Raw genomic sequence first — 19,969 nt, 5'->3', positions numbered from 1 at the left:
GATCGCGGCACGCGTCGAACTCCCCATGGTCCTACCCCCGTTGCGCCCGTGCGGTCGCCGTGGACCGGTCGCCCGGGACCCGGCCTCCGTATTCTCGCGGACGGCGTGTGCGGCTGTCAGTGCCTTCGTGATGCCGACAGCACGCCAACAGCACGCCGGACAGTACGCCGGACAGCACCCCGGACAGTACGGACCCCGGCGCGACGGGCACCCATGGCGGTTTGTCACTCTGGCGGCTTCCCGCCACCTCCGCCAACTGCCGCGCACCACAAGGCTCCTGCCACCCTTCGCAGCACTCGGGCACCATCTCCCGCCCCCTCCCGCCCCCGCCCGGGTCCGACGAAGAGAGGCAGCCCCATGACCAGATCCCCCGCGCGGCGAAGAGCCGTGCTCGTGGCCGCCGCCGGTCTCGCGTTCGCCCTGCTTCCCGCCGGGCCGGGCGCCGTCGCCGACGACGCGCCCGCAGCCGCCGCCTCAGCCGCGCCCTCAGCCGCTCCCAAGCCCGCGCCAAAGGCCCCGCTCTCCCACACCGTCACCCTGCTCACCGGGCACAAGGTCACCGTCACCCCGCTCCCCGGCGGTCGGCGGACCGTCACCGTCGACCGGCCCGCCGGAGCGGGCGGGGCGCGAGGCGCCGTGCGCAGTCAGGTCGTCGACGGCCACGTCACCGTCGTACCGGACGAAGCGCGGCCGTACCTGCGTTCCGGCGTCCTCGACGAGCGCCTCTTCGACGTGACCGAGCTGATCCGGCAGGGGCTCGCGGACCGGGGCGGGGCCACCGCCGAGCTGCCCCTCATCGTGACGTACCGAGACAAGAAGCCACGGAACGCCCGCCAACTGCCCCACGGGACCACAAAGGTGCGCGCCCTCAGGAGCGTAGAAGGCCTCGCCGTCAGCGCCGACCGTCCCGCCGCCCTCTGGCAAGCCGTACGCGCCAAGTCGTCCGGCATCGACAAGGTCTGGCTCGACGGGCGCGTCGAGGCCGACATGGCGCGGAGCAACGAGCAGATCGGCACCCCGAAGGCCTGGGACGCCGGGCTCACGGGCAAGGGCGTCAAGGTCGCCGTGCTCGACACCGGGGTCGACGTCGGGCACCCGGACCTGAAGGGGCGCGTCGGCGAGAGCAAGAGTTTCGTCCCGGGGGAGGAGGTCGCCGACCGCAACGGGCACGGCACGCACGTCGCCTCCACCGTCGGCGGGAGCGGCGCCGCCTCCGAGGGCGGCAAGGAGAAGGGTGTCGCACCCGGCGCCTCCCTCGCCGTCGGCAAGGTGCTCAGCGACGAGGGCTTCGGCAGCGAGTCGGAGATCATCGCGGGCATGGAGTGGGCGGCGAAGGACATCGACGCCAAGGTCGTCTCCATGAGCCTCGGCTCGTCGGAGGCGAGCGACGGGACCGACCCGATGGCCGCCGCCGTGAACTCCCTCTCCAAGGAGACCGGCGCCCTCTTCGTCATCGCCGCGGGCAACACGGGCGCCCCCTCCTCCATCGGCTCGCCCGGCGCCGCCGACGCCGCGCTGACCGTCGGTGCCGTCGACTCCACCGACGAGGCCGCGTACTTCACGAGCCAGGGCCCGCGCGCCGGTGACCACGCGCTGAAGCCCGACCTGTCGGCGCCCGGCGTCGACATCCTCGCCGCCCGCTCCCAGCTCACCGAGGGCGAGGGCTTCTATACCGAGATGAGCGGTACGTCGATGGCGACGCCGCACGTCGCGGGCGTCGCCGCCCTCCTCGCCGAGCGGCACCCCGACTGGACCGGCGCGCAGCTCAAGGACGCACTGATGTCCACCTCGAAACAACTCGACGCGCCCGCCTATGAGGTGGGGGCGGGACGGGTGAGTGTGCCCGACGCCGTCGACGCCCACGTAACCGCCACCGGCAGCGCCGACCTCGGCTTCTACGGCTGGCCCTACGACGACAACAAGCCGGTCGAGAGAACCCTCACCTACCGCAACCACTCCAGCAGCGCGATCGAGTTGAGCCTCGCCACGCGGGGCGCCGCCGACGGCGTCGTCACGCTCGCCGACCCGACCCTCACCGTCCCCGCCCATGGCACCGCGTCGACCACCGTCACCGGCGACGGGTCGAAGGCGTCCGTCGGGAACACCAGTGGCGCCGTCGTCGCGAGCGCGGACCCGGGCGGCAAGGAGGTGGCGCGCACCGCGTTCGGCATGGTCAAGGAGGAGGAGCGGTACACCCTCACCGTCCACGTCAAGGACCGTGACGGCGCCGCGGCCCCGGCCGATCTCGTCGTACAGCAACTCGCCGAACGCACCGAGCCGTTCCCGGCCGCCGTCGACGGATCCGGGACCCTGAAGCTGCGCCTGAAGCCCGGCACGTACGCCCTGTCGACCTTCCTCGACGTACGCGGCAGCCACGGCGAGGACTCCCTCGGCCTCGGCTTCCTCGCCGACCCGCAGATCCGCCTCGACCGGGACCGCGCGATCACCCTGGACGGGCGGAAACTGCGCGAGATCAAGGCCGACGTGGACCGGCGCACCGAGACCCGGCAGCTGCTCATGGAGTACGACCGCAAGGCCGGCGGCGCCGACCTCATGGGCGCCGTCCAGGTGCCCGTGAAGTACGACAGCGTCTTCGCCGCGCCCACCGCGAAGGTCACCGACGGCAGCTTCGAGTACCGCACCGTGTGGCGGCTCGGCAAGCCGCTCGTGGACGTCAAGGGCCTGCGCGAGGCCGTCGCCCAGCCCGGCGGGACGATCGCCGTGGGGCGGCGGACGTGGGCGCTGGTGGACGCGGGCGACGGTACCCCGGGCGCGTACGAGGGCAAGGACGTCCGCGGCAAGGCCGTCGTCGTACGCCGCACGGACGCGGTCACCCCGGCGCGGCTGGGGCAGGCCGCGCAGGACGCGGGCGCGAAGGCGCTGTTCGTGACGGACGACCGTCCGGGGCGCCTCAACGCCTGGTTCGGCACGGACGACAACGGTGAACGGCCGCTGATGATCGCCACGGTCGACGCCGCCGACGGGGCCCGGCTCATCGCGGCCGCGAAGGCGGGGAAGCGGATCGCGAGCACCGGCACCCCCAACACCCCCTATGTGTACGACCTTTCCGAGGGGCACGAGGGCGCCGTCCCGAAGGGTGACCTCACGTACGAGCCGACGAAGCGCGAACTCGCCACGCTGGACGCAGAGTTCCACGCGGTGAAGCCCGCGGCGGGCGGCGAGTACCGCTACTCCATCACCGACACCTTCCCCATCGGCTTCGGCTTCCAGGAGAGGATCGACCTCCCGGCGGAGCGCACGGAGTACGTCTCCACGGGCCGGGACCAGCTGTGGCACGAGTCGGTGTCCACCGGGCCCGGCGCGCTGGAGGAGCGCAGCGGCCTCGTCGCCTACAAGGGCGGCAAGCGCACCGGCCTCGACTGGTTCAAGCCGGTCCTGCACCCCTGGCTCGGCACCGGGCTCGGCTGGGGCCAGACGCGCAGCGGCAACGACCTGGCGTTCAACGTGCCCGGCTGGGGCGACTCGGGACCCGACCACACCGGCTTCGGCGATGTCTGGAACGAGGATTCGATGACGCAGGTCAGCGAGGTCTTCGTGGACGGCGTGAGTGCCGACCGGCGCAAGAGCTCCGGCGTGTACGTGTGGGACGCGGACCCCGCGGAGCACACGTACAAGGTCGTCACCGACACGACGCTGACCCCTGAGCGCTGGCAGCTCGCGACGGAGGGCCACGCCGAGTGGACCTTCAAGTCGAAGCAGACCCCCGCGGACAAGAAGACGTTCCTGCCGCTGCTCAACCTCGGCTTCGACGTGGACACGGACCTCGCGGGAGCGGTACGCGGCGGCCGGACCCTCGACGTCGGGATCTTCGCCGAGTACGTGAAGGGGGCGGCGGACACGGGCGCCATCGGGGGCGGCGAGCTATCCGTCTCGTACGACGAGGGGGTGACCTGGCGGGACGTACGCCTCGACCGGGACGGCGGGAAGGGCGCGGCCTGGGAAGGTGAGGTGACGGTGCCCCGTGACGCCCGGTCCGTGTCCTTGCGGGCCTCGGCGGGCGACGACCGGGGCGGAGTCGTTTCGCAGGAGGTCATTCGGGCGGTGGGCGTGAAGTAGCCCTGCGGTGGGGCCCCGTGTCGATCGCCGACCGACGCGGGGCCCCACGGGCTCCGCGGGCTCCGCGGGCTCCACGGGAAGGCTCTACTGCTGCGTCAGCGCCCGCTTCATGATCTTGCCCATGTCGTTGCGCGGCAGGGACTCCAGGTAGCGCACGACCCGCGGGCGCTTGTGCGGGGCGAGGGAGGTGGCCACGTGGTCCGCCAGGTCCTTCGCGGCGGGCGGGGTGGCGGCGTCCGTGGGTACCACCCAGGCCACGATGCGTTCGCCCAGGTCGGGGTCCGGTTCGCCGGTGACCGCGGCCTCGCGTACTCCCTCGTGGGCGAGGAGCGCGTTCTCGATCTCGCCCGCGCCGATCTTGTAACCGCCGCTCTTGATGAGGTCGGTGGCCTTGCGGCCGACGATGCGCACGTAGCCGTCGGGGTCCCGCACCGCCATGTCGCCGGTGCGGAACCAGCCGCCGGGAGCGAAGGCCGCCGCGGTCGCGTCCGGGCGGTTCAGGTACTCCGTGAAGAGGTTCGGGCCGCGTACCTGGATCTCGCCGACCGCCTCCGGGTCGTCCGCCGTCACCTCGTCGCCCGCCTCGTCCACCAGGCGCAGCTCGACGCCGGGCAGCGGCACGCCGACCGCGCCCGCGCGGGGCTCGCCGTCCGCGCGGACGCTGGTGTTCATGAGGGTCTCCGTCATGCCGTACCGCTCGATGACGCGGCGGCCCGTGGCGGCGGCGATGCGCTCGTGGTCGTGGACCGGGAGCGCCGCCGAGCCGGACACGAGCAGGCGCGCCCCGGCCAGCGCCTTCGCCAGCTCCGGGTCGTCCGGCAGGGCCTCGGCGATCCGGTGGTACATCGTCGGCACCCCGAACAGCATCGTCGCCCCCGCACCGAGCTCGCGCGTCACGCCCTCGGTGCCGAACCGGCCCAGGTGCCGCACGGAGCCGCCGCGTCGCAGCGGTCCCAGCGTGCCGAGGATGAGGCCGTGCACGTGGAACAGGGGCAGGCCGTGCACCAGGACGTCGTCACCGGTCCACTGCCAGGCGTCCGCCAGGGCGTCGAGGGTGGCGGCGATCGCGCGGCGGGGCAGCACGGCGCCCTTGGGCGGGCCCGTGGTGCCGGAGGTGTAGACGATCAGGGCGGGGGATTCCGGGGCCGGTTCGGCGGCAAGGGAGGGGGTGGGGTGGGGGCCGTCGTCTTCGCGTACGTGGACATGGGCGTGGGCGTCGACGTCGACGTCGTGGCGGTCCAAGGCCGCCAGCGCGGGCGGGAGCTCCGCCCCCGCCTCCGCCAGCACCAGCGTCGGCGCGCTGTCGCGCACGATGTGCGTGAGTTCGGAGTCACCCGACTTCGGGTTGAGCGGCACGGCCGGTACGCCCGCGAGCAGCGCCGCGACCACGCCCACCGCCGTCTCCAGGGACGGCGTCGCCCACACGGCGACCCGGCCGACGTCACGCAGCCTCAGCGCCAAGGGGCCCGCGACCGAAGCCAGTTCGGGGTAGGTCAGTGAGCGGTCGCCGAACCGGAGGGCCTCGCCGTGCGCGGTGTCCAGGGCCGGGAAGAGGGGATCCACGTCTCGTACTCCTCGTTGTCGTCATCTGCACCGGGTGTCAGGAGAGTCTTACGCCGATGAGGGGGCAGACGCGACATACGGCGACGCCGCCTCCCCTGGGACGGGGGAGACGGCGTCGCTGCGATCGGTGCCGGTGACGTCCGACGGGGGCTTTCAGGTGATGCGTCCCTCAGTACGTCAGCACCACACCCACGTACGAGATCCCCGCGATCACACCCCACGAGACGAGACCGAGCGCCGCGACCCGTCCGCCCGTGCGCGTGAGGGACGGCAGGTCGACCGCGCTGCCGAGGCCGAACAGCGCGGTGGCGAGCAGGAGTTCCTGCACCGTCCCCGCCGCGTCGATCGCCCCGCCCGGCAGCCACCCGGTCGTGCGCAGCGCCACCATGGCGAGGAAGCCGACGACGAAGAGCGGCACGAGGGGCGGCCGCTTGGTCCCGGCCGTCCCGTCCGCGTCAGTCGTCCCGGAGGCCCCCGCGACCTCCTCGGCCGAGCCGCGCCCCTGCCGGCGCGCCCGTACCGAGAGGGCCACCGCCGCGACGAGCGGCGCGAGCAGGGCGACCCGCATCAGCTTGACCAGGACCGCGTCGCCCAGCGCCCCCGCACCCGCGGTCTGCGCCGTCGCCACGACCTGGCCCACGTCGTGCACGCTCGCCCCGACCCAGCGCCCGAACTCCGCGTCGCTGAGCCCCAACGGGCCTTGCAGCAGCGGCAGTACGGCGATGGCGAGCGTGCCGCAGAGGGTCACGAGAGCCACCGAGGTGGCCGTGTCCCGCTCGTCGCTCTCGGACACCTCGCTGACCGCGCCGATCGCGGAGGCGCCGCAGATCGAATAGCCGGTGGCGATCAGCAGCGGCTGGTCGCCGCGCAGCCCCATCCTGCGGCCCAGCCACCACGTGCCGAGGAAGGTGACCGCGACCACGCAGAGCACCATCCCGACCGACGCCCAGCCGAGCCCCAGCACGTCGTCCAGGCTCAGCTTCAGGCCGAGCAGCACGACGCCGACCCGCATCAGCCGCTTGCCCGCGAACGTCAGTCCCGCCTTGCCGGAGCCGCGTACGAACGCGTGCGCCGCGCCCGGCACATGGGCCGCCGCGATGCCGAGGACCACGGCCACGGTGAGCATCGGGACGCCCGGCACGAGGTGGTGCACGCCCCAGGCGACGGCGACGCCTGTCGCCGCGAGCGCCAGGCCCGGCAGCTTCCCCGGGGTGCGCCGCGGGGGCGCCGCGGGTGTGACGGGGCGGTGGTCGCGGGACCTGCCGGTGCGCTCCCCGAGCAGTGCCATTACCGGTCGGCCGGGAGTTCGTACACCCGGCGGACGCTGCTGCCCAGGCGGGCTATGTCCGCGCCGTAGATGTGGATCGATATCGCGAGCGTGCCGCAGGCGTTCCACACCCGGTGGATGTCGCCGGGCGGCGCGAAACCGCACACCGAGCCCTGCGGATTGACGACGTCCTCCGTGGCGACGAGGCGGGCCGCGCCGCCGGGTCCCGCGGCGGGCACCAGGCGGTAGCGCCGCTCCTGCTCCTCGCCCTCGTGCACGCCCGTGACGCACCACGACACGTGGTCGTGGACGGAGGTCCGCTGTCCGGGCAGCCAGACCAGTGCCACGATCGAGAAGCTGCCGTCGTGCTCGGCGTGCAGGACGTGCTGGCGGTAGCGCTCGGGGTCGCCCTCGCGCTGTTCGTCGGTGAGCAGGTCGGTGGAGCCGAGGTGGGGGGCGAGCCGTTCGCCGACCAGGTACGCGGTCAGGTCGGGAGGCAGGCCGCGCCCCACGGCCTCGCGCACGTCGGCGACGAGGGTGTCGAGGCGCTCTGTGGTCCGGGCGGCCCGGTACGCGGTCGGAGTGCTCATACGGGCAGCGTCGCGCCGCCCGATCCATCACGTCCAACGACAGTCTTTTGGCCACCCCCCAACTTCCGCTTATGGATGGCCCCGTGGAAGTGGCGGCGGAAGCGGTGGTGATCAGCAGCCGACGCGGTTGGCGGCCACCGTCTTCAGCTCGTCGAGCACCAGCGCGGTGGCCGGGATCCGCAGATGGTCCTTGAGGACGTACGCCGACACCTGGCGCCGCGACGCCGGGTCCAGGGCGCGGCCGGTCACCTTGCGGTGACACAGGAAGTTCAGGACGAGACCCGGCATCATCGCGATGCCGAGCCCCTCGGCGACCAGGCTCTGCACCACCAGGTTGTCGTCGGTGGTGAACGCGATCTCGGGCGCGAAGCCAAGCTCGGCGCACTCGTGCAGGAAGTTCGCGCGGCAGCGCGGGCAGCCCGCGATCCACCGCTCCTCGGCCAGCTCGGCGAGCTTGACCGAACGCTGGCGCGCCAGGCGGTGCCCGGTGGGCAGCAGCACGGTCAGCTGATCCTCCAGGAGCGGGATCTCCGCCAGCTCGTCGGGCACCTCGTCGTGCAGCCCGGGATACGTGAAGGCCAGCGTGATGTCGCACTCGCCGCGCACCACTCGCCGCAGCGACTCGGGCGGCTCGTCCTCCAGGAGCTCCACGCGCACGCCGGGGTGGCCCGAGGCGAGCCGGGCCAGGGCCTCCGGGATGAGCGTCGCGTTGGCGCTGGGGAACGCGCAGACCCGCACGCGTCCCGAGCGCAGCCGCGTGATCGCGTTCATCTGCTGCTGGGCGGCGGAGATGTCGTCCAGGATGATCCCCGCGTGCCGCGACAGCGCCTCACCGGCCTCCGTCAGGCGCATGCGGCGGCCGACGCGGGTGAACAGCGGGGTGCCCACGGACCGTTCGAGGGCCTTCATCTGCTGGGTTATCGCCGGCTGGGTATAGCCGAGGGAACGGGCGGCCGCCGAGTACGAACCGGCCCGGACCACCTCGTGGAACGTCTTGATGTGCCGCGAATCGAACACCGCCGAATCATAAGCAGATGTTGGAGGTGGCGAACAAGTCCGCGTACGGGCTTTTGCCCCCGCGGCAAGTGGGGCGCGCGCCGGGCGGGCGCCGGGCGGGCGGCGGGGCGCGCGTGGTCAAGGCTCCGGGTCACCCGGCGGCCTCCCTGACCTCCACCCGCTGCAACAGCCCCCACGTGAACTCCGCCACGCAGTGCCATCGCGCACCGCCCCCGTCCCCGCCCCCGTCCACCGCCTCGAACGCGAGGCCCCACCGCGTCGGCGCCGTCCCCTCCATGGGGCGGGCCGGTGCGAAGGCGCGGGCGGCCTCGTCGACCGTGCAGGACCAGGGCGTGAGGTCGGCGAGCGTGCGCAGCTCGGGTCCGGCCGCGTCGGGCGCGCGTACCAGCCACTCGTTCCACACCGCCCCGTTCGGCGCGCGCAGCACCTCGAAGCGCAGGTCGGGCCAGAGCGGCACCGGCCAGAGCAGCGCCTCGCACTCCAGGTCGCCGATCCGGCGGCGGACCGTCGCCTCGGGCGGCCCGAGGACCGAGCGGTACCGGGAGACGGCGCCCCGCGACCGCGAGGACCGGGTCATCGCCTGCCAGCGACGGTTGGCCTCCCGCATGTCGGCGACGGAGACGCCCAGCGCGTGCCGTGCGCTCTCCACCAGGTCGGCGTTGTGGTCGGCCATGCGGCGCAGCAGGACCAGCTGGAAGTCCAGCGCGGTGAACGGGCCGGGGGCGGGCGAGGAGCTAGCGGGCATGCACCCCATCGTCGCGCACCGCGAGCGCTCCCGGGCGGTGTCCGTCGGGGAGGAACAGGACCGAGTTGACGTACCGGGGAGGTCGTGGCGTGAGGACCCGGCGCAGCAGGCCCTGGGACACGACGTACGACGTGCCGGACTGGTGTGTCTCCAGGTCGAACGCGTCGAGCGGCAGCCAGGTGTCGTGCGGCAGCACCCAGCCGCGATAGCCGTGGTGGCCGGTGAGGAGCTCCACGATCGGGGCGGTCGGCTGGATGCGCGACTCCAGCTCCAGGAAGATCGCCGGGCGGTCGCGGGCGATCAGCTCGCGCGCGCCGCGCAGGACCCGCAGCTCGTTGCCGTCCACGTCGATCTTGACGAAGTGCACGTCCCGCAGGCCGAGGCCGTCCAGGGTCAGACACGGCACGTCCACGGCCACGTCGTGGATGTCCCGGCGGACCAGGGACGACACGCCCCGCTCCCCGCGGTCGCCGCGCGGCAGCCAGAGCCTGGCCGTGCCGGGCCGGTCCGTCGCGGCGGCCTGGATCACCCGTACGTTGCGGGGCGTGCCGGACGCGAGGAGCCGCGCAAGCTGCGGCACCGGCTCGACGGTCACCACGCGGCGCGCGCGCGAGGCGAGCCGGTACGACCATGGGCCGTACCAGCCGCCGACGTCCACCGCGGTGCCGCAGCCCGGCGGGCAGAGGTCGGCGAGCCGGGCGAGCTCCGGCTCGAAGCGCGGGTAGACGAGCCGGGCCAGGGAGGCGATCAGGCGGTCGGGGACATAGGGCGCCACGCGGGCGGCGAAAGTCATGCGGACCCTCTCGTCACGGGGACGTTCGCTAGGGGGACGTTCGCTACGGGGACGTCGGCTACGGAGACGTCGGCGACGGGGACATTCGCTTGAGCAGCTGCTCGTGCTCCTCCTCCGGGACCTGCTCGCCGGAGGAGGGCAGCAGCTGCGGTATGCCGTCGAGTACCGGATAGCGGCGCCGCAGCCGCGGGTTGTACAGCGACTCCTCCGGTACGAGGGGCTCATCGGCGGCGAGCAGGTGCAGCGGTCCCTTGTCCAGCGGGCACGCGAGGATCTTCAGCAGCGGGTCTTCGGGGTTCATCCGCTGGTCAACTCCTTGGGAGCGGTCGAGGGCCGGGGAGAGGTGTCGTCGTGCTTCGGCATGGCGAGGAGGACGGAGACAGCGAGGACCGTGCCCGCGATGCGCAGCGTCAGGCGCACCGGCTCGTGCGGCAGCGCCTCGCCGAACGCCAGCGTCCCCAGCACCGCCGTGAAGAGCGACGTCACCGTCGTGCACACGGGGACGATGAGGGACGCCCGGCAGCGCTGGAGGGCCGCCTGCGACATGACCAGGCCGAACGCGCCGGTGAAGAGCAGCAAGTAGGGGTAGGGCGAGCGCAGCAGGTCGCCGACCGCGCCGCCGATGTCCTCCGTCGTCAGATAGCTGGACACGCCCTTGATGGCGAGTGAGCTCACGCCGTACAGGAGCCCCACCGCGACGCCGTACTCGACGCCCGCCGTCGGCATCCGGTGCCGGTGCTTGGCGCGGCGCTCCGCGGAGCCGTACAGCCAGACGCCCGCCGCGAGCGACGGCAGGCACACCATGAGGAGCAGCGGCACGGGCGCGCCGTGGCCGACCGTGTCGCTGTCCTCGCTGAGCGAGAGGACCACCATGAGCAGCGCGATCAGGATTCCGGCGACCGCGTACCGCTCGCGGCCAGAGGTGCGCTCGCCGAGCAGGACGGAGGAGAGCAGCAGCAGGAGGACCAGGCCGGACACGAAGATGCCCTGCGCCGCGGCGATCGGCAGCGTGCGGTAGACGGCGAGCTGCGCGCCGAAGCCCGCCGCCAGGGCCAGCGAGCCGCCGATCCACAGCGGACTGCCGAGCACCTGCCGGAGCAGCCGGGCGGGGTTGCGGACGCTCACCGACGGCATCGCCGTCAACGCCCGCTTCTCCAGGACGAATCCGGTGCTGTAGAGCAGGTTCGCGAGCAGTGCCGCGGCCACGCCCCACCACATGGTCAGGCCTTTCGGGCGTGCAGCAGGAGGATCGACGCCGCGCTCGGCACGGCGCAGGCCAGCCGGTCCAGGGCGCGCAGCGGGCGTGGCACACCGTGGAACGGCGCCCCCGACAGGCGTACGACCTCGAAGCCGGACGCGGCGACGAACTCGCGGAGGGCGCGCGCCGTGTACAGCCGCAGATGCCCCACGACCTCCTTGCCCGGCCTGCCGTGGATGCCGCGCAGGCTCACCTCGGAGAAGACGGGCTGCACACCGGCGAGGAGCAGGCCGCGGTTGTACCAGGCGGCGAGGTTCGGGGTGGACAGCATCAGGTGTCCGCCGGGCCGCAGCACCCTTCTCAGCTCGTCCAGGGCGCTGTCCGGGTCGACGAGGTGCTCGACGACCTCGCTGAACAGCACGGCGTCGGCCGCGCCGTCGGCGAACGGGAGCCCCCCGTCGGAGAGTTCACCGCGTACGACGTACGGCAGGCGGGCGTGGGCGCGCTTCAGGGCGTCCTGCGACCAGTCCACGCCGACGACGCGGTGCCCGGCGAGGAGCGGCGCCGCGGTCGCCGCCGCCGTGCCGTCGCCGCAGCCGATGTCCAGGACCGTGGCGGTACGGGTGGTGGCGGGGCCGAGCGCGGCGGCGAGGACGCGGGCCTGACGGATGGAGCGGGCGTCGCCGGACGCGACGGGGACGGCCGGGTTCTCGTAGAAGTCCCGGAGGCCTCTGGGGCGTTGGGTGGCGGCGGTAGTGGTCGTGGACGTGTTCGTGGGGGCGGTGGTCACGTGGACCCCCCGTGGGTCTCGTGGGGTTCGGTGTGTTCCGTCGCGTGGAGGTAGTGCTCGAACAGGTCGCGCAGGTGGGCGCCGTCGCCGTGGCTGAGCAGCGTCTTCGACCAGCGCAGGGCGAGGTGCAGGCGGCCCGCCGTCGACGCGGTGGTCACGGTGAGGCCGCGCGGCAGCCGGGCGGGCGCGGAGAACCAGACGGCGTGCGCGCGGCCCGCGTCGCCGAAGTCCAGGGCGTAGGGGACGCGGCCGATGTTGCTCAGGAGGGTCGTCGACGTCCAGGGCGCGGCGGCCTTGCGCAGGCCACGGGTGACTGCGGCACGGAGGGTGACGGGCAGGACGGGCGCGGTCAGGAGCGTCGCGCCGTGGCCCAGTTGGGGGCGGGAGAGCGCCTTGAGGGCACGGGTGCGCTCGGAGGTGCGGCGCAGGAGGTCGCGGATGTCCTCCGGTGACCAGTCGCGCGCGGCCAACTCCTCCGTGCTGAAAGGTACTTCGACGAGCCGGGTGCCATTGCCGATCGGCATGGTGGCGTCCCGGGGCCGGTCGTCCACGGGCATCGTGATGCGGAACGGGCGCGGGCGGGCGCCGTGTTCACGGTTCCAGTGGGCGATCATCAGCGCGGTGGCGACCATCAGCTGGTCGTTCACGGTGAACGGGGAGCCCTTGGGGCGCTTCGGCACGGGCAGCTCCGCGACGAGCATGCCGTTGCCGGGGGAGGGCTCGGGCGCCCCCTTCGCGACCCGGGCGGGCGGCGCCAGGCCCGAGGGCGCGTCGGCGGGGGGCTCCTCCGCCGCTTGTTGCGCGGCGGGGGCGCGGGAAGGGGGCGCCGCCGGTGAGTTGTCCTTGCCGCCGTACAGCTCGGCGGCGGTCGCGAGGACGCGGAGGCAGGCGGGGCCGTCGAGGGCGGTGTGGTTGATGGTGAGGAAGAGGACGGAGCCGGGGTCCTTCGCAGGGGTACTTCCCTCACCTTCCTCCGGCGTCGCGTCGTGGTCCGACGGGACCCGCGCCACCACTTCCAGGCGGATCGGGGGCGAGGAGGTCAGCGGTGGCGCCTCCGCCAGGGCCCGTTCGCGGGCGCGTTTCAGCGCGTCCGGTTCCGGCGGCGGGAACGTCACCACCTCCACGTCCGGGTCCGGGGTGAGTTCCCATTCGTAGCGGCGGCGGTACCACGGGCCCCGCGCCTCCCGCATCAGGATGCGCGGGTGGCGGCGCAGGGCCTCGGCGAAGGCGGCGCGGAGGCGGTCCGGGTCGGGCGTGCCCGGCAGGTGCACCTCGATGTGCACGGTCTCCGGCTCCTCCTCCTGGAGGCAGTGCCGTGAGACCTCGTCGACGACGGGGAACGGCACGCGGGCGGGCGGCCGCCCGGGTCCTTCCGCGCGCCGTGCCGGGTGTTCCAGTGCGGTCATCGCTGGGTGCCTTCTCCTGTCGTGGTCGGACGCCTGCGGCGCGGGAAGCGCACTGTCCTGCGGCCCGGCGGCGCGGGCTCCGGCTGGGCCGATGCCGGGCCGCGGGCCGAGACGGTCGGGCCCGCGGCCGCCTCCGGTGCGCCGTCCGTGCCGTCCCCGGCGCGCTTGCGGCGGGGCAGCGGAGGCGTGTGCGCGGCCGGATCGCGGTCCGGGCCGAGCGGCAGCGTCGCCGGGCCGGGGCCCGGTGAGGGAGCGGGAGCGGGCGCGGGGGCGTGCGGCGGAGGGCCGCCTACCGTGTCCGGGCCGTACTTCACCGTGTCCACGGCGCGGGGCCGCGCCTCCTTCACGGTCACCAGCGCCGCGAACAGCGCCACGAGCGCGAGGAGTTGTGCCACATGCCCGAACGCGCCCTCGTCGGACGCGACCGGCTCGCCCGCACCCGTCGCCGCCGCGATGCCCGCCCCCGCCATGGCGAGGAACGCGATCGGCACCAGCAGCGCGTGCCGCCACCGGGCGAGCAGGGCGAGCGCGGGAACAAGCAGCGCGAACGGACCCGCGATCACCGCGGCCACCAGCGTGAGCGCCACCGTGCCGAGGACGACACCCGGGGCGGGCGGCGCGGCGGACGGGCCGTCGGTGTTGGGGTCGCGCCGCCGCACGAGGACCAGTGCCACCAGGGCCAGGACGCCGACACCTGCGAGGATCAGGCCGATCTCGTAGAGCTGCGACGGCTCGTAGGTCAGCTTGACCGTGCCGCCCTCACCGTTCGGCACCAGCCAGCCCTGCTGCCAGCCGTCGAGCCGGACGGAGGTCAGCTCCTTGCCGTTGAGGGTCGCCTTCCAGCCGTCGTTCACGTTCTCGTACGTCGTGAGGTACGAGGCCGCGCCCGAGCCGACCGTCACCTCGCGGCGGTCGCCGAGCCAGTCCTTCACCTTCAGCTCGCGGGCGGTCGTGTCGAGCGCCGCCGGCGTGCCGGTGGTCAGGGACGCGTCCATGACGGCGAGCGGGCCCGCGTCACCCGTCTCCACGCTGTGCGCCCCCGCGTCGAGGCGGACCGACGGGGACTTCTCGCCCTCCTGGCAGAGCGTGATGTCGACGGGACGCCGGTCGGTGAGGTCCTGGACCCTGCCCTCGGCGCTCGTCTCGTACAGCTCGCCGTCGATCGACATCACCGGGCCCTGCCCGCACGGCAGCGAGAAGCGGTCCTTCGGGTCGGGCTGCTCGGTGCGGTACTTGTCGAGCGCGGGGACGTACACCTCGGTGAGGCCCACGGGCAGCTGGAGGTCGTCGTCCGCCACCGGGTTGTGGACCGTGAGCGGCGCGGTCTCCGTGATGGTGATGTCCATCTCGTCGGTGGTGATCGGCGCGAAGCGGGCGTTGCCGTTCTCGTCGACGCCCGCGGTCGCCGCGCCGTCCGGCGAGCTGATCTCGATCTTCACGGGCCGGGTGGAGAGGCCGCCCGCCGCGGGCAGCACGATCTCGCCCACCGGCTGCTTGCCCGGCCACTTGAGGTGGATGACGGGCCGGTTGTCGCTGCCCGCGATCCACGCCGTCGTCAGGTCGCCGTCGGTGAGGTTGCGCGGCGAGAGGCCGCTGCCGAGCTTCGCGGTGGAGTCGGCCGTCGCGATGATCTGCTGCTCCTGCTCGGGCGCCACCTTGTAGAGCAGCTCGTCGAGTTCACGGCCCGGTACGGCGACCGCGCTCGCCTTCACGTCGTACGCGCCCTCCGCCGTCGTCGTGAAGCGGCGGTGCAGCCCCGACTCGGTGTCCACCTGCGAGAAGGCGCCCGGGTCGGCCGTGCGGTGCAGCGAGTACGTGGTGGCCTTCGCGTCGGTGGACTTCTCCGCGTCCTTCGGGAGCTGGAGGAGCCGCGTGACCCGCACCTCGGGGATGGAGATCTCCGAGAAGCCCGCACCCGTCAGACCGGGCCGCGCCACCTGCGTGTCCAGGATCGTGATCTTGACGAAGTCCGTGGCGCCGGACTGAGCCCTGACGCGCTGCGGCTGCCCGTTGGGCTGGAGGGTGCTGACGATGCTGCCGTGCTCCGTCTCCACCTCGATCCGGGTGGGCGCCGCCCGCGTGCCGTTCTGCGGCAGCGGCGTGACGCGGAAGGAGGACGGCACCGCGACCTCCGAGTGGAACTCGGCCTTGATCCACTCGCCGTCCGCCGACTCGGCGTCGCCCTCCGCCCAGGCCGTGGCCGGGTTCCCGTCGAAGGCGTTCGCCGGGTCGTACTGCGGCAGGTGGAAGAGCCAGTTGCCGTAGCTGGACGCCGACACCGACTTGGCGCCCCGCAGCTCCGACGTCGTCTGGTGGTCGATGCCCTTGCTCGGCAGGATCTGGTGCGGCTTCCCGTCCGGGTTCTGGAGCGCGTCGACCGCGTTCCGCTCGTCGCGCCCGTACGTGTACGAGGTGTTGGAGTTGACGAGCCCGAAGCGGGTGTCGGCGCGGCGCATGCCGTCACCGACCGCTTGCAGGCCCGGCGCTCCGACGCCCGGGTGGTTGTCGCCGGTCAGGACGGTGGGGCGGTCGCGCATCGACGGGTCGGCGGAGAGCGGCAGCAGGGACTCGGGGCCGCCGCTGACGACCGCCGTGTTGGACACCGGCTTCAGGCCCGCCTGGCCGGGGCGCTCGGCGCCCTCGGCGGGGGCGTAGATCTCGACCGCGCGCTGGCGCGGGTAGAGGCCCTCCACCTGGATCGGGGTGTCGTCGGGGATGATGCCGCCGGTGGTCTGCGGGCCGAAGCCCGTGACGCGCCGGTAACCGGACTCCTCCAAGGTGCGCTTGACCGTCGCGGTGGGCACGTTGCCGACCTGGTCGGGGTCGAGGTCGTTGCGTACGACGACGTAGTACAGACCGGCCCGCGTCACGTAGTCGCGCAGTCCGGGCACTTCGGCGCCGGTCATCAGCGCCTGCTCGACGGCGTCCATCGCGCGCCGGTTGCCGGGGGCGCCGAACGGCACGTAGTCGCGCTGCGCCCAGCGGGAGTCGGCGAGCACGTCGAGGGGCTGGTCGATCGGGGAGCCCCAGGTGTAGATGCCGTGCGCGGTCGCGGGCACGACCAGGGCGCGCGAGTCGGGCGAGTACTTCTCCAGCCAGTCCGCCGTCGTCTGCCAGTACGTGGGCAGCTTCTGGAACGAACCGGGCTGCAGGATCGAGCCGTTGAGGTAGGGCAGGGCGAGGCCGGGCAGCACCAGGACCGCCGCGATCAGCGGCGCGTACCGCCTGCCGCGCACCCGCCGCGCCCCGCGCGCCTGCGCGGCGACGCCCACCAGGTGCATCAGGCCGAGGACGAGCGCCAGCGCCAGACCCGTCTGGAACTTGTAGATGTTGCGGAAGGGGACGAGACCGCCGTCCAGCCACGACTGGACCGTGCCGTGGAAGGGGGCGCCGAACGCGCCGCCGTACCCGGCGAGGGTCACCAGGACGACCGACAGGACGGTCAGGACCAGCCAGCGCCGCTCCGGCAGATCGCGCCGCGCCAGACCCGCGAGGCCGAGCGCCGCGGCCAGCGCCGAGCAGACGACGGCCACGACGGCCGTCGCCACGGTCCACCCCGCGGGCAGCCAGGCCTCGCCGAAGTGCAGATACGCCACCCAGTTGCCGGCACCGCGCAGCGCCTCGGTCGCCGACATGGTGCCGGTCGTGGTCGCCGAGTCCTCGACGAACGGCAGGAAGTTCTCACCGTAGATGCCGAGCATCAGGAGCGGTACGACCCACCAGGCGGTGGCGAGGATGACACCGGGCACCCACCACGTGATCAGCTTCCGCTTGCGCGGGCCGTTCGGGCGGGACAGCAGGTACAGGCCCACCGGCAGCAGCGAGGCGAGCGTCGCCGCCGCGTTCACCCCGCCCATGAACGGGATGATCAGCGCCGAACGGCACGCGGCGATGCGCGCACCGAACCGGTCGTCGGCCAGCGGAAGCAGCACCCACGGCAGGAACGCGCCGGGCAGCGCGGCCGCCGACGTCGAGCCGATGACCACGGTGAACGTCGGCCACAGCGCGTACACCACCGCGCCCAGCAGCCTGCTGTGACGGCTGCCGATGCCCAGGCGCTCGGCGAGCCGCAGCGCACCCCAGAACGCGACCGCCACGATCAGCGAGAACCAGAGCCGCTCCGCCAGCCAGACCGGCAGCTGCACGAGCTTGGCCAGGCCGTAGAACGGCAGCATCGGGAACGCGTAGCCGACGTACTGGTCCTGGATGCCGCCGAAGCCGCCCCTGTCGTGCCAGAGCTGCCCCAGGTCGGAGAGGAACTGCCAGGGGTCGACGGCGACACCGAGCTTGGTGTCGAACGTCATCCGCCCCGGCTTCACCGCGAGGAAGGACACGAACACCACGGCCCAGAACCCCAGGAGCCAGCGCCGCGAGCGCGGCCCCCGGGCGGGTTCAGGGGCTGCGGTCGTGGGTCTTGCGGCCGCCGGGGGTGGGGCCTGGACCGTGGTCATGGACACCGCCTGAGGATGAGGAGGAGATTCCAGGTCGCGATCTCGCGCACACCCGGCACCTTGGTGATCGCCCCGGCCAGGAACGGCCAGTAGCGGGAGCGCGCCGACACGATCTCCACGTCGTCACGGCCGCGCACCTGGCGCAGCGTCGCCCCGACGTGGTGGACGAAGAGGTTCTCGCCGAGCGTGTGCTTCGCGGCCTTGCCGGTACGTCGTTCGTAGCGGGCCCTGGCCCGTTCGGCGCCCAGGTAGTGCCAGGGCGCCCACTCGTGACCGCCCCACGGCGAGAGCCAGTTGGTGAAGGAGACGTAGATCAGTCCGTCGGCCCTGGTGACCCGGACCATCTCGCTCAGGAACGTCTGCGGGTCGTCGACGTGCTCCAGGACGTTCGAGGAGAACGTGACGTCGGCGACGCCGTCCGCGAGCGGCAGCAGGTACCCGTCGGCGACGACCGCGCCCTCGGGCGGCTTGTCCCCCAGCTCGGCGGGGTCGGGCTCGAAGAGGAAGGACTGAGCGCCGCGCCGCCGGAACTCCTCCGTGAAGTAGCCGCCACCGCCGCCGATGTCCACGACGACGCGGTCCTTCACCGGGACGTACGCCTCGACCTGGTCGGCGGCGTCACGGGCGAGGAGCGTGTAGCACCGCTCGGGCTCCTGCTGCTCGCGCAGGAAGGCCCGGAAGAGGGTGGCGGAGCGGCGCAGCGAAGGGTCCTTCACGCAGACCTCTGGGGGGTCGGGGGTCCTTGTGACACCTGGTGTGCGGCGACCGCTTCGGCCGCCACCGCCTGGAACTGCCGCACCGTGTTGCCCCACCGGAACTGCACGGCCCGCTCCCCGGCCGCCTTGCCGAGGGCCCTGCGGCGCTCGGCGCTGAGCGCCAGGGTGCACCAGGCGGCGGCGAAGGAGCTCTCGCCCCGGGCGAGGAGACCGGTCACGCCGTCCTCCACGGAGTCGCGTACGCCCGGCACGTCGAAGCCGATCGAGGGCGTCGAACGGGTCGCCGCCTCGGTGATGACGAGCCCCCAGCCCTCCACGGCCGACGGATGCAGCAGCATCCACGCCTCACAGAGCAGCCGGTGCTTCTCCGCCTCGGAGACGTGCCCCTTGAACTCCACGCCGGGACCGGCGAGTTGTTCGAGGCGCTGGCGCTCGGGACCGTCGCCCACGATCACGAGCCTGCCGCCCGTGACGGGTCTGACGCGCTCCCACAGCCGCAGCAGCAGATCGATCCGCTTGTACTCGACGAGCCGGCCCATCGCCAGGAACATCGGTTCGTCGGAGCGGGCGTGCAGCGGCCCCGGCTCCTCGACGCCGTTGTGCACGATGCGGATGCGCTCCCGGTCGACGCCGATCGCGCGCAGCGCCGTGGCCGTCGACGGCGACACGGCCACGAGGAGGTTGCCGCGCTGCGCGCCCGAGAGCGCCCAGTGCTCGAGTCTGCGGCCGATCCTGGCCGCGGGGGCCAAGGCGCCTTGGAAGCGCATCCCCCACAGGTCGGTGTGGACGTGGTTGACGAGGCACAGGGTGGGCCCGCGGTGCCACAGCGGCGCCAGGTACGGCATGCCGTTGCAGACCTCGACGAGCAGGTCGCAGTCGCCGACCTGCCGGGTGAACGCGGTGCGGGCCCGCAGGTAGTGGCCGAGGTCGCCGCCCGCGGAGACGACACGGTAGTCGCGGTACGCGGCGGGGCCGCCGCACAGCAAGGTGACCTGGTGGCCCTGCTTGCTGAGGCCGTCGGCGAGCCGGTCGACGAGGAGTTCGGAGCCGCCCGCGGCCGGGTTGCCGAGGTCGCGGTGGGCGAGGAAGACGATCCGGCGCGGCTGTGGGGGAAGCGCCGGAACACGCTCCGCGCGGCGTGGGGCGGCCGCGCGCAGCGAGGACGGTACGTGCTGGGGCATGCGTGCTCCAACTCGTCTCAGGGTGCGGAACTGTGGGGGGTCCGGTCGGACGGAACGGTCCTGCTGGGTTCTGCGGGGCGGTGCGGTGCGGGGCGGTGCGTGTACGGGGTGGAGCGGTGGTGCTCGTACGGGGTAGTGCGGGGTGGTGCGGGGACTGTGCGCGGGTGGGGTGGAT

General features: G+C 73.3%; 14 protein-coding genes. 1 reads left to right on the top strand and 13 read right to left on the bottom strand.

Annotated features, from left to right (window positions below):
* Positions 1–357: 357 nt before the first annotated feature.
* Entirely contained in the window at positions 358–4,077 is a 3,720-nt protein-coding gene (locus tag NOO62_RS13045) for a S8 family serine peptidase (RefSeq protein ID WP_268771055.1), read from the top strand.
* 84 nt (positions 4,078–4,161) lie between these two features.
* Here NOO62_RS13045 and NOO62_RS13040 read toward each other — a convergent pair whose 3' ends face one another.
* The 13 genes from NOO62_RS13040 to NOO62_RS12980 all read right to left on the bottom strand — a co-directional run bounded on the left by NOO62_RS13040 (position 4,162) and on the right by NOO62_RS12980 (position 19,794).
* Positions 4,162–5,640 carry an acyl-CoA synthetase gene (locus NOO62_RS13040; protein WP_268771054.1) on the bottom strand — a complete coding sequence of 493 codons (1,479 nt, stop codon included), beginning with the start codon at positions 5,638–5,640 and terminating at the stop codon, positions 4,162–4,164.
* Positions 5,641–5,809: 169 nt separating this feature from the next.
* Positions 5,810–6,928 carry a YeiH family protein gene (locus NOO62_RS13035; protein ID WP_268771053.1) on the bottom strand — a complete coding sequence of 373 codons (1,119 nt, stop codon included), beginning with the start codon at positions 6,926–6,928 and terminating at the stop codon, positions 5,810–5,812.
* Positions 6,928–7,497, bottom strand: coding sequence for a cysteine dioxygenase family protein (locus NOO62_RS13030; RefSeq protein WP_268771052.1), 570 nt, complete (start codon positions 7,495–7,497; stop codon positions 6,928–6,930). The genes NOO62_RS13035 and NOO62_RS13030 overlap by 1 nt, the downstream gene beginning before the upstream one ends.
* Before the next feature lie 111 nt (positions 7,498–7,608).
* Positions 7,609–8,514 (bottom strand): LysR family transcriptional regulator, encoded by a 906-nt coding sequence (locus tag NOO62_RS13025; protein WP_268771051.1) that lies wholly within the window; start codon positions 8,512–8,514, stop codon positions 7,609–7,611.
* Between the two features lie 130 nt (positions 8,515–8,644).
* The gene (locus tag NOO62_RS13020; RefSeq protein WP_268771050.1) at positions 8,645–9,268 is read right to left on the bottom strand and encodes a hypothetical protein; all 624 of its coding nucleotides are present in this window, start codon (positions 9,266–9,268) and stop codon (positions 8,645–8,647) included.
* A complete protein-coding gene (locus NOO62_RS13015; protein ID WP_268771049.1) occupies positions 9,249–10,052 on the bottom strand; it encodes an FkbM family methyltransferase in 804 nt (267 codons plus the stop codon). Before NOO62_RS13015 ends, NOO62_RS13020 begins: the two co-directional genes overlap by 20 nt.
* Positions 10,053–10,110: 58 nt before the next feature.
* Complete coding sequence (locus NOO62_RS13010; RefSeq protein WP_268771048.1) at positions 10,111–10,353, bottom strand: Trm112 family protein; 243 nt, start codon at positions 10,351–10,353, stop codon at positions 10,111–10,113.
* Entirely contained in the window at positions 10,350–11,258 is a 909-nt protein-coding gene (locus NOO62_RS13005) for a hypothetical protein (RefSeq protein ID WP_268771047.1), read from the bottom strand. Before NOO62_RS13005 ends, NOO62_RS13010 begins: the two co-directional genes overlap by 4 nt.
* A 14-nt stretch (positions 11,259–11,272) precedes the next feature.
* A complete protein-coding gene (locus tag NOO62_RS13000; protein WP_268771046.1) occupies positions 11,273–12,040 on the bottom strand; it encodes a class I SAM-dependent methyltransferase in 768 nt (255 codons plus the stop codon).
* Positions 12,037–13,446 carry a condensation protein gene (locus NOO62_RS12995; protein WP_268771045.1) on the bottom strand — a complete coding sequence of 470 codons (1,410 nt, stop codon included), beginning with the start codon at positions 13,444–13,446 and terminating at the stop codon, positions 12,037–12,039. The genes NOO62_RS13000 and NOO62_RS12995 overlap by 4 nt, the downstream gene beginning before the upstream one ends.
* On the bottom strand, positions 13,443–17,897 hold the full coding sequence (locus NOO62_RS12990) for an alpha-(1->3)-arabinofuranosyltransferase (RefSeq protein ID WP_268771044.1): 4,455 nt from the start codon (positions 17,895–17,897) through the stop codon (positions 13,443–13,445). Before NOO62_RS12990 ends, NOO62_RS12995 begins: the two co-directional genes overlap by 4 nt.
* Complete coding sequence (locus NOO62_RS12985; protein WP_268771043.1) at positions 17,894–18,613, bottom strand: class I SAM-dependent methyltransferase; 720 nt, start codon at positions 18,611–18,613, stop codon at positions 17,894–17,896. Before NOO62_RS12985 ends, NOO62_RS12990 begins: the two co-directional genes overlap by 4 nt.
* A complete protein-coding gene (locus tag NOO62_RS12980; protein ID WP_268771042.1) occupies positions 18,610–19,794 on the bottom strand; it encodes a glycosyltransferase family 4 protein in 1,185 nt (394 codons plus the stop codon). Before NOO62_RS12980 ends, NOO62_RS12985 begins: the two co-directional genes overlap by 4 nt.
* Positions 19,795–19,969 lie beyond the last annotated feature (175 nt).

It is taken from the genome of Streptomyces sp. Je 1-369 (genome assembly GCF_026810505.1).
In the GTDB taxonomy this organism is placed as follows: domain Bacteria; phylum Actinomycetota; class Actinomycetes; order Streptomycetales; family Streptomycetaceae; genus Streptomyces.
This window is presented reverse-complemented; position numbering and strand designations above follow the sequence as displayed.

Bases quoted from the DNA above. Each gene is read 5' to 3' on its own strand.
- NOO62_RS13045 (WP_268771055.1), top strand. From the start codon at position 358: ATGACCAGATCCCCCGCGCGGCGAAGAGCCGTGCTCGTGGCCGCCGCC.
- NOO62_RS13035 (WP_268771053.1), bottom strand. From the start codon at position 6,928: ATGGCACTGCTCGGGGAGCGCACCGGCAGGTCCCGCGACCACCGCCCC.
- NOO62_RS13030 (WP_268771052.1), bottom strand. From the start codon at position 7,497: ATGAGCACTCCGACCGCGTACCGGGCCGCCCGGACCACAGAGCGCCTC.
- NOO62_RS13020 (WP_268771050.1), bottom strand. From the start codon at position 9,268: ATGGGGTGCATGCCCGCTAGCTCCTCGCCCGCCCCCGGCCCGTTCACC.
- NOO62_RS13015 (WP_268771049.1), bottom strand. From the start codon at position 10,052: ATGACTTTCGCCGCCCGCGTGGCGCCCTATGTCCCCGACCGCCTGATC.
- NOO62_RS13010 (WP_268771048.1), bottom strand. From the start codon at position 10,353: ATGAACCCCGAAGACCCGCTGCTGAAGATCCTCGCGTGCCCGCTGGAC.
- NOO62_RS12995 (WP_268771045.1), bottom strand. From the start codon at position 13,446: ATGACCGCACTGGAACACCCGGCACGGCGCGCGGAAGGACCCGGGCGG.
- NOO62_RS12990 (WP_268771044.1), bottom strand. From the start codon at position 17,897: ATGACCACGGTCCAGGCCCCACCCCCGGCGGCCGCAAGACCCACGACC.
- NOO62_RS12980 (WP_268771042.1), bottom strand. From the start codon at position 19,794: ATGCCCCAGCACGTACCGTCCTCGCTGCGCGCGGCCGCCCCACGCCGC.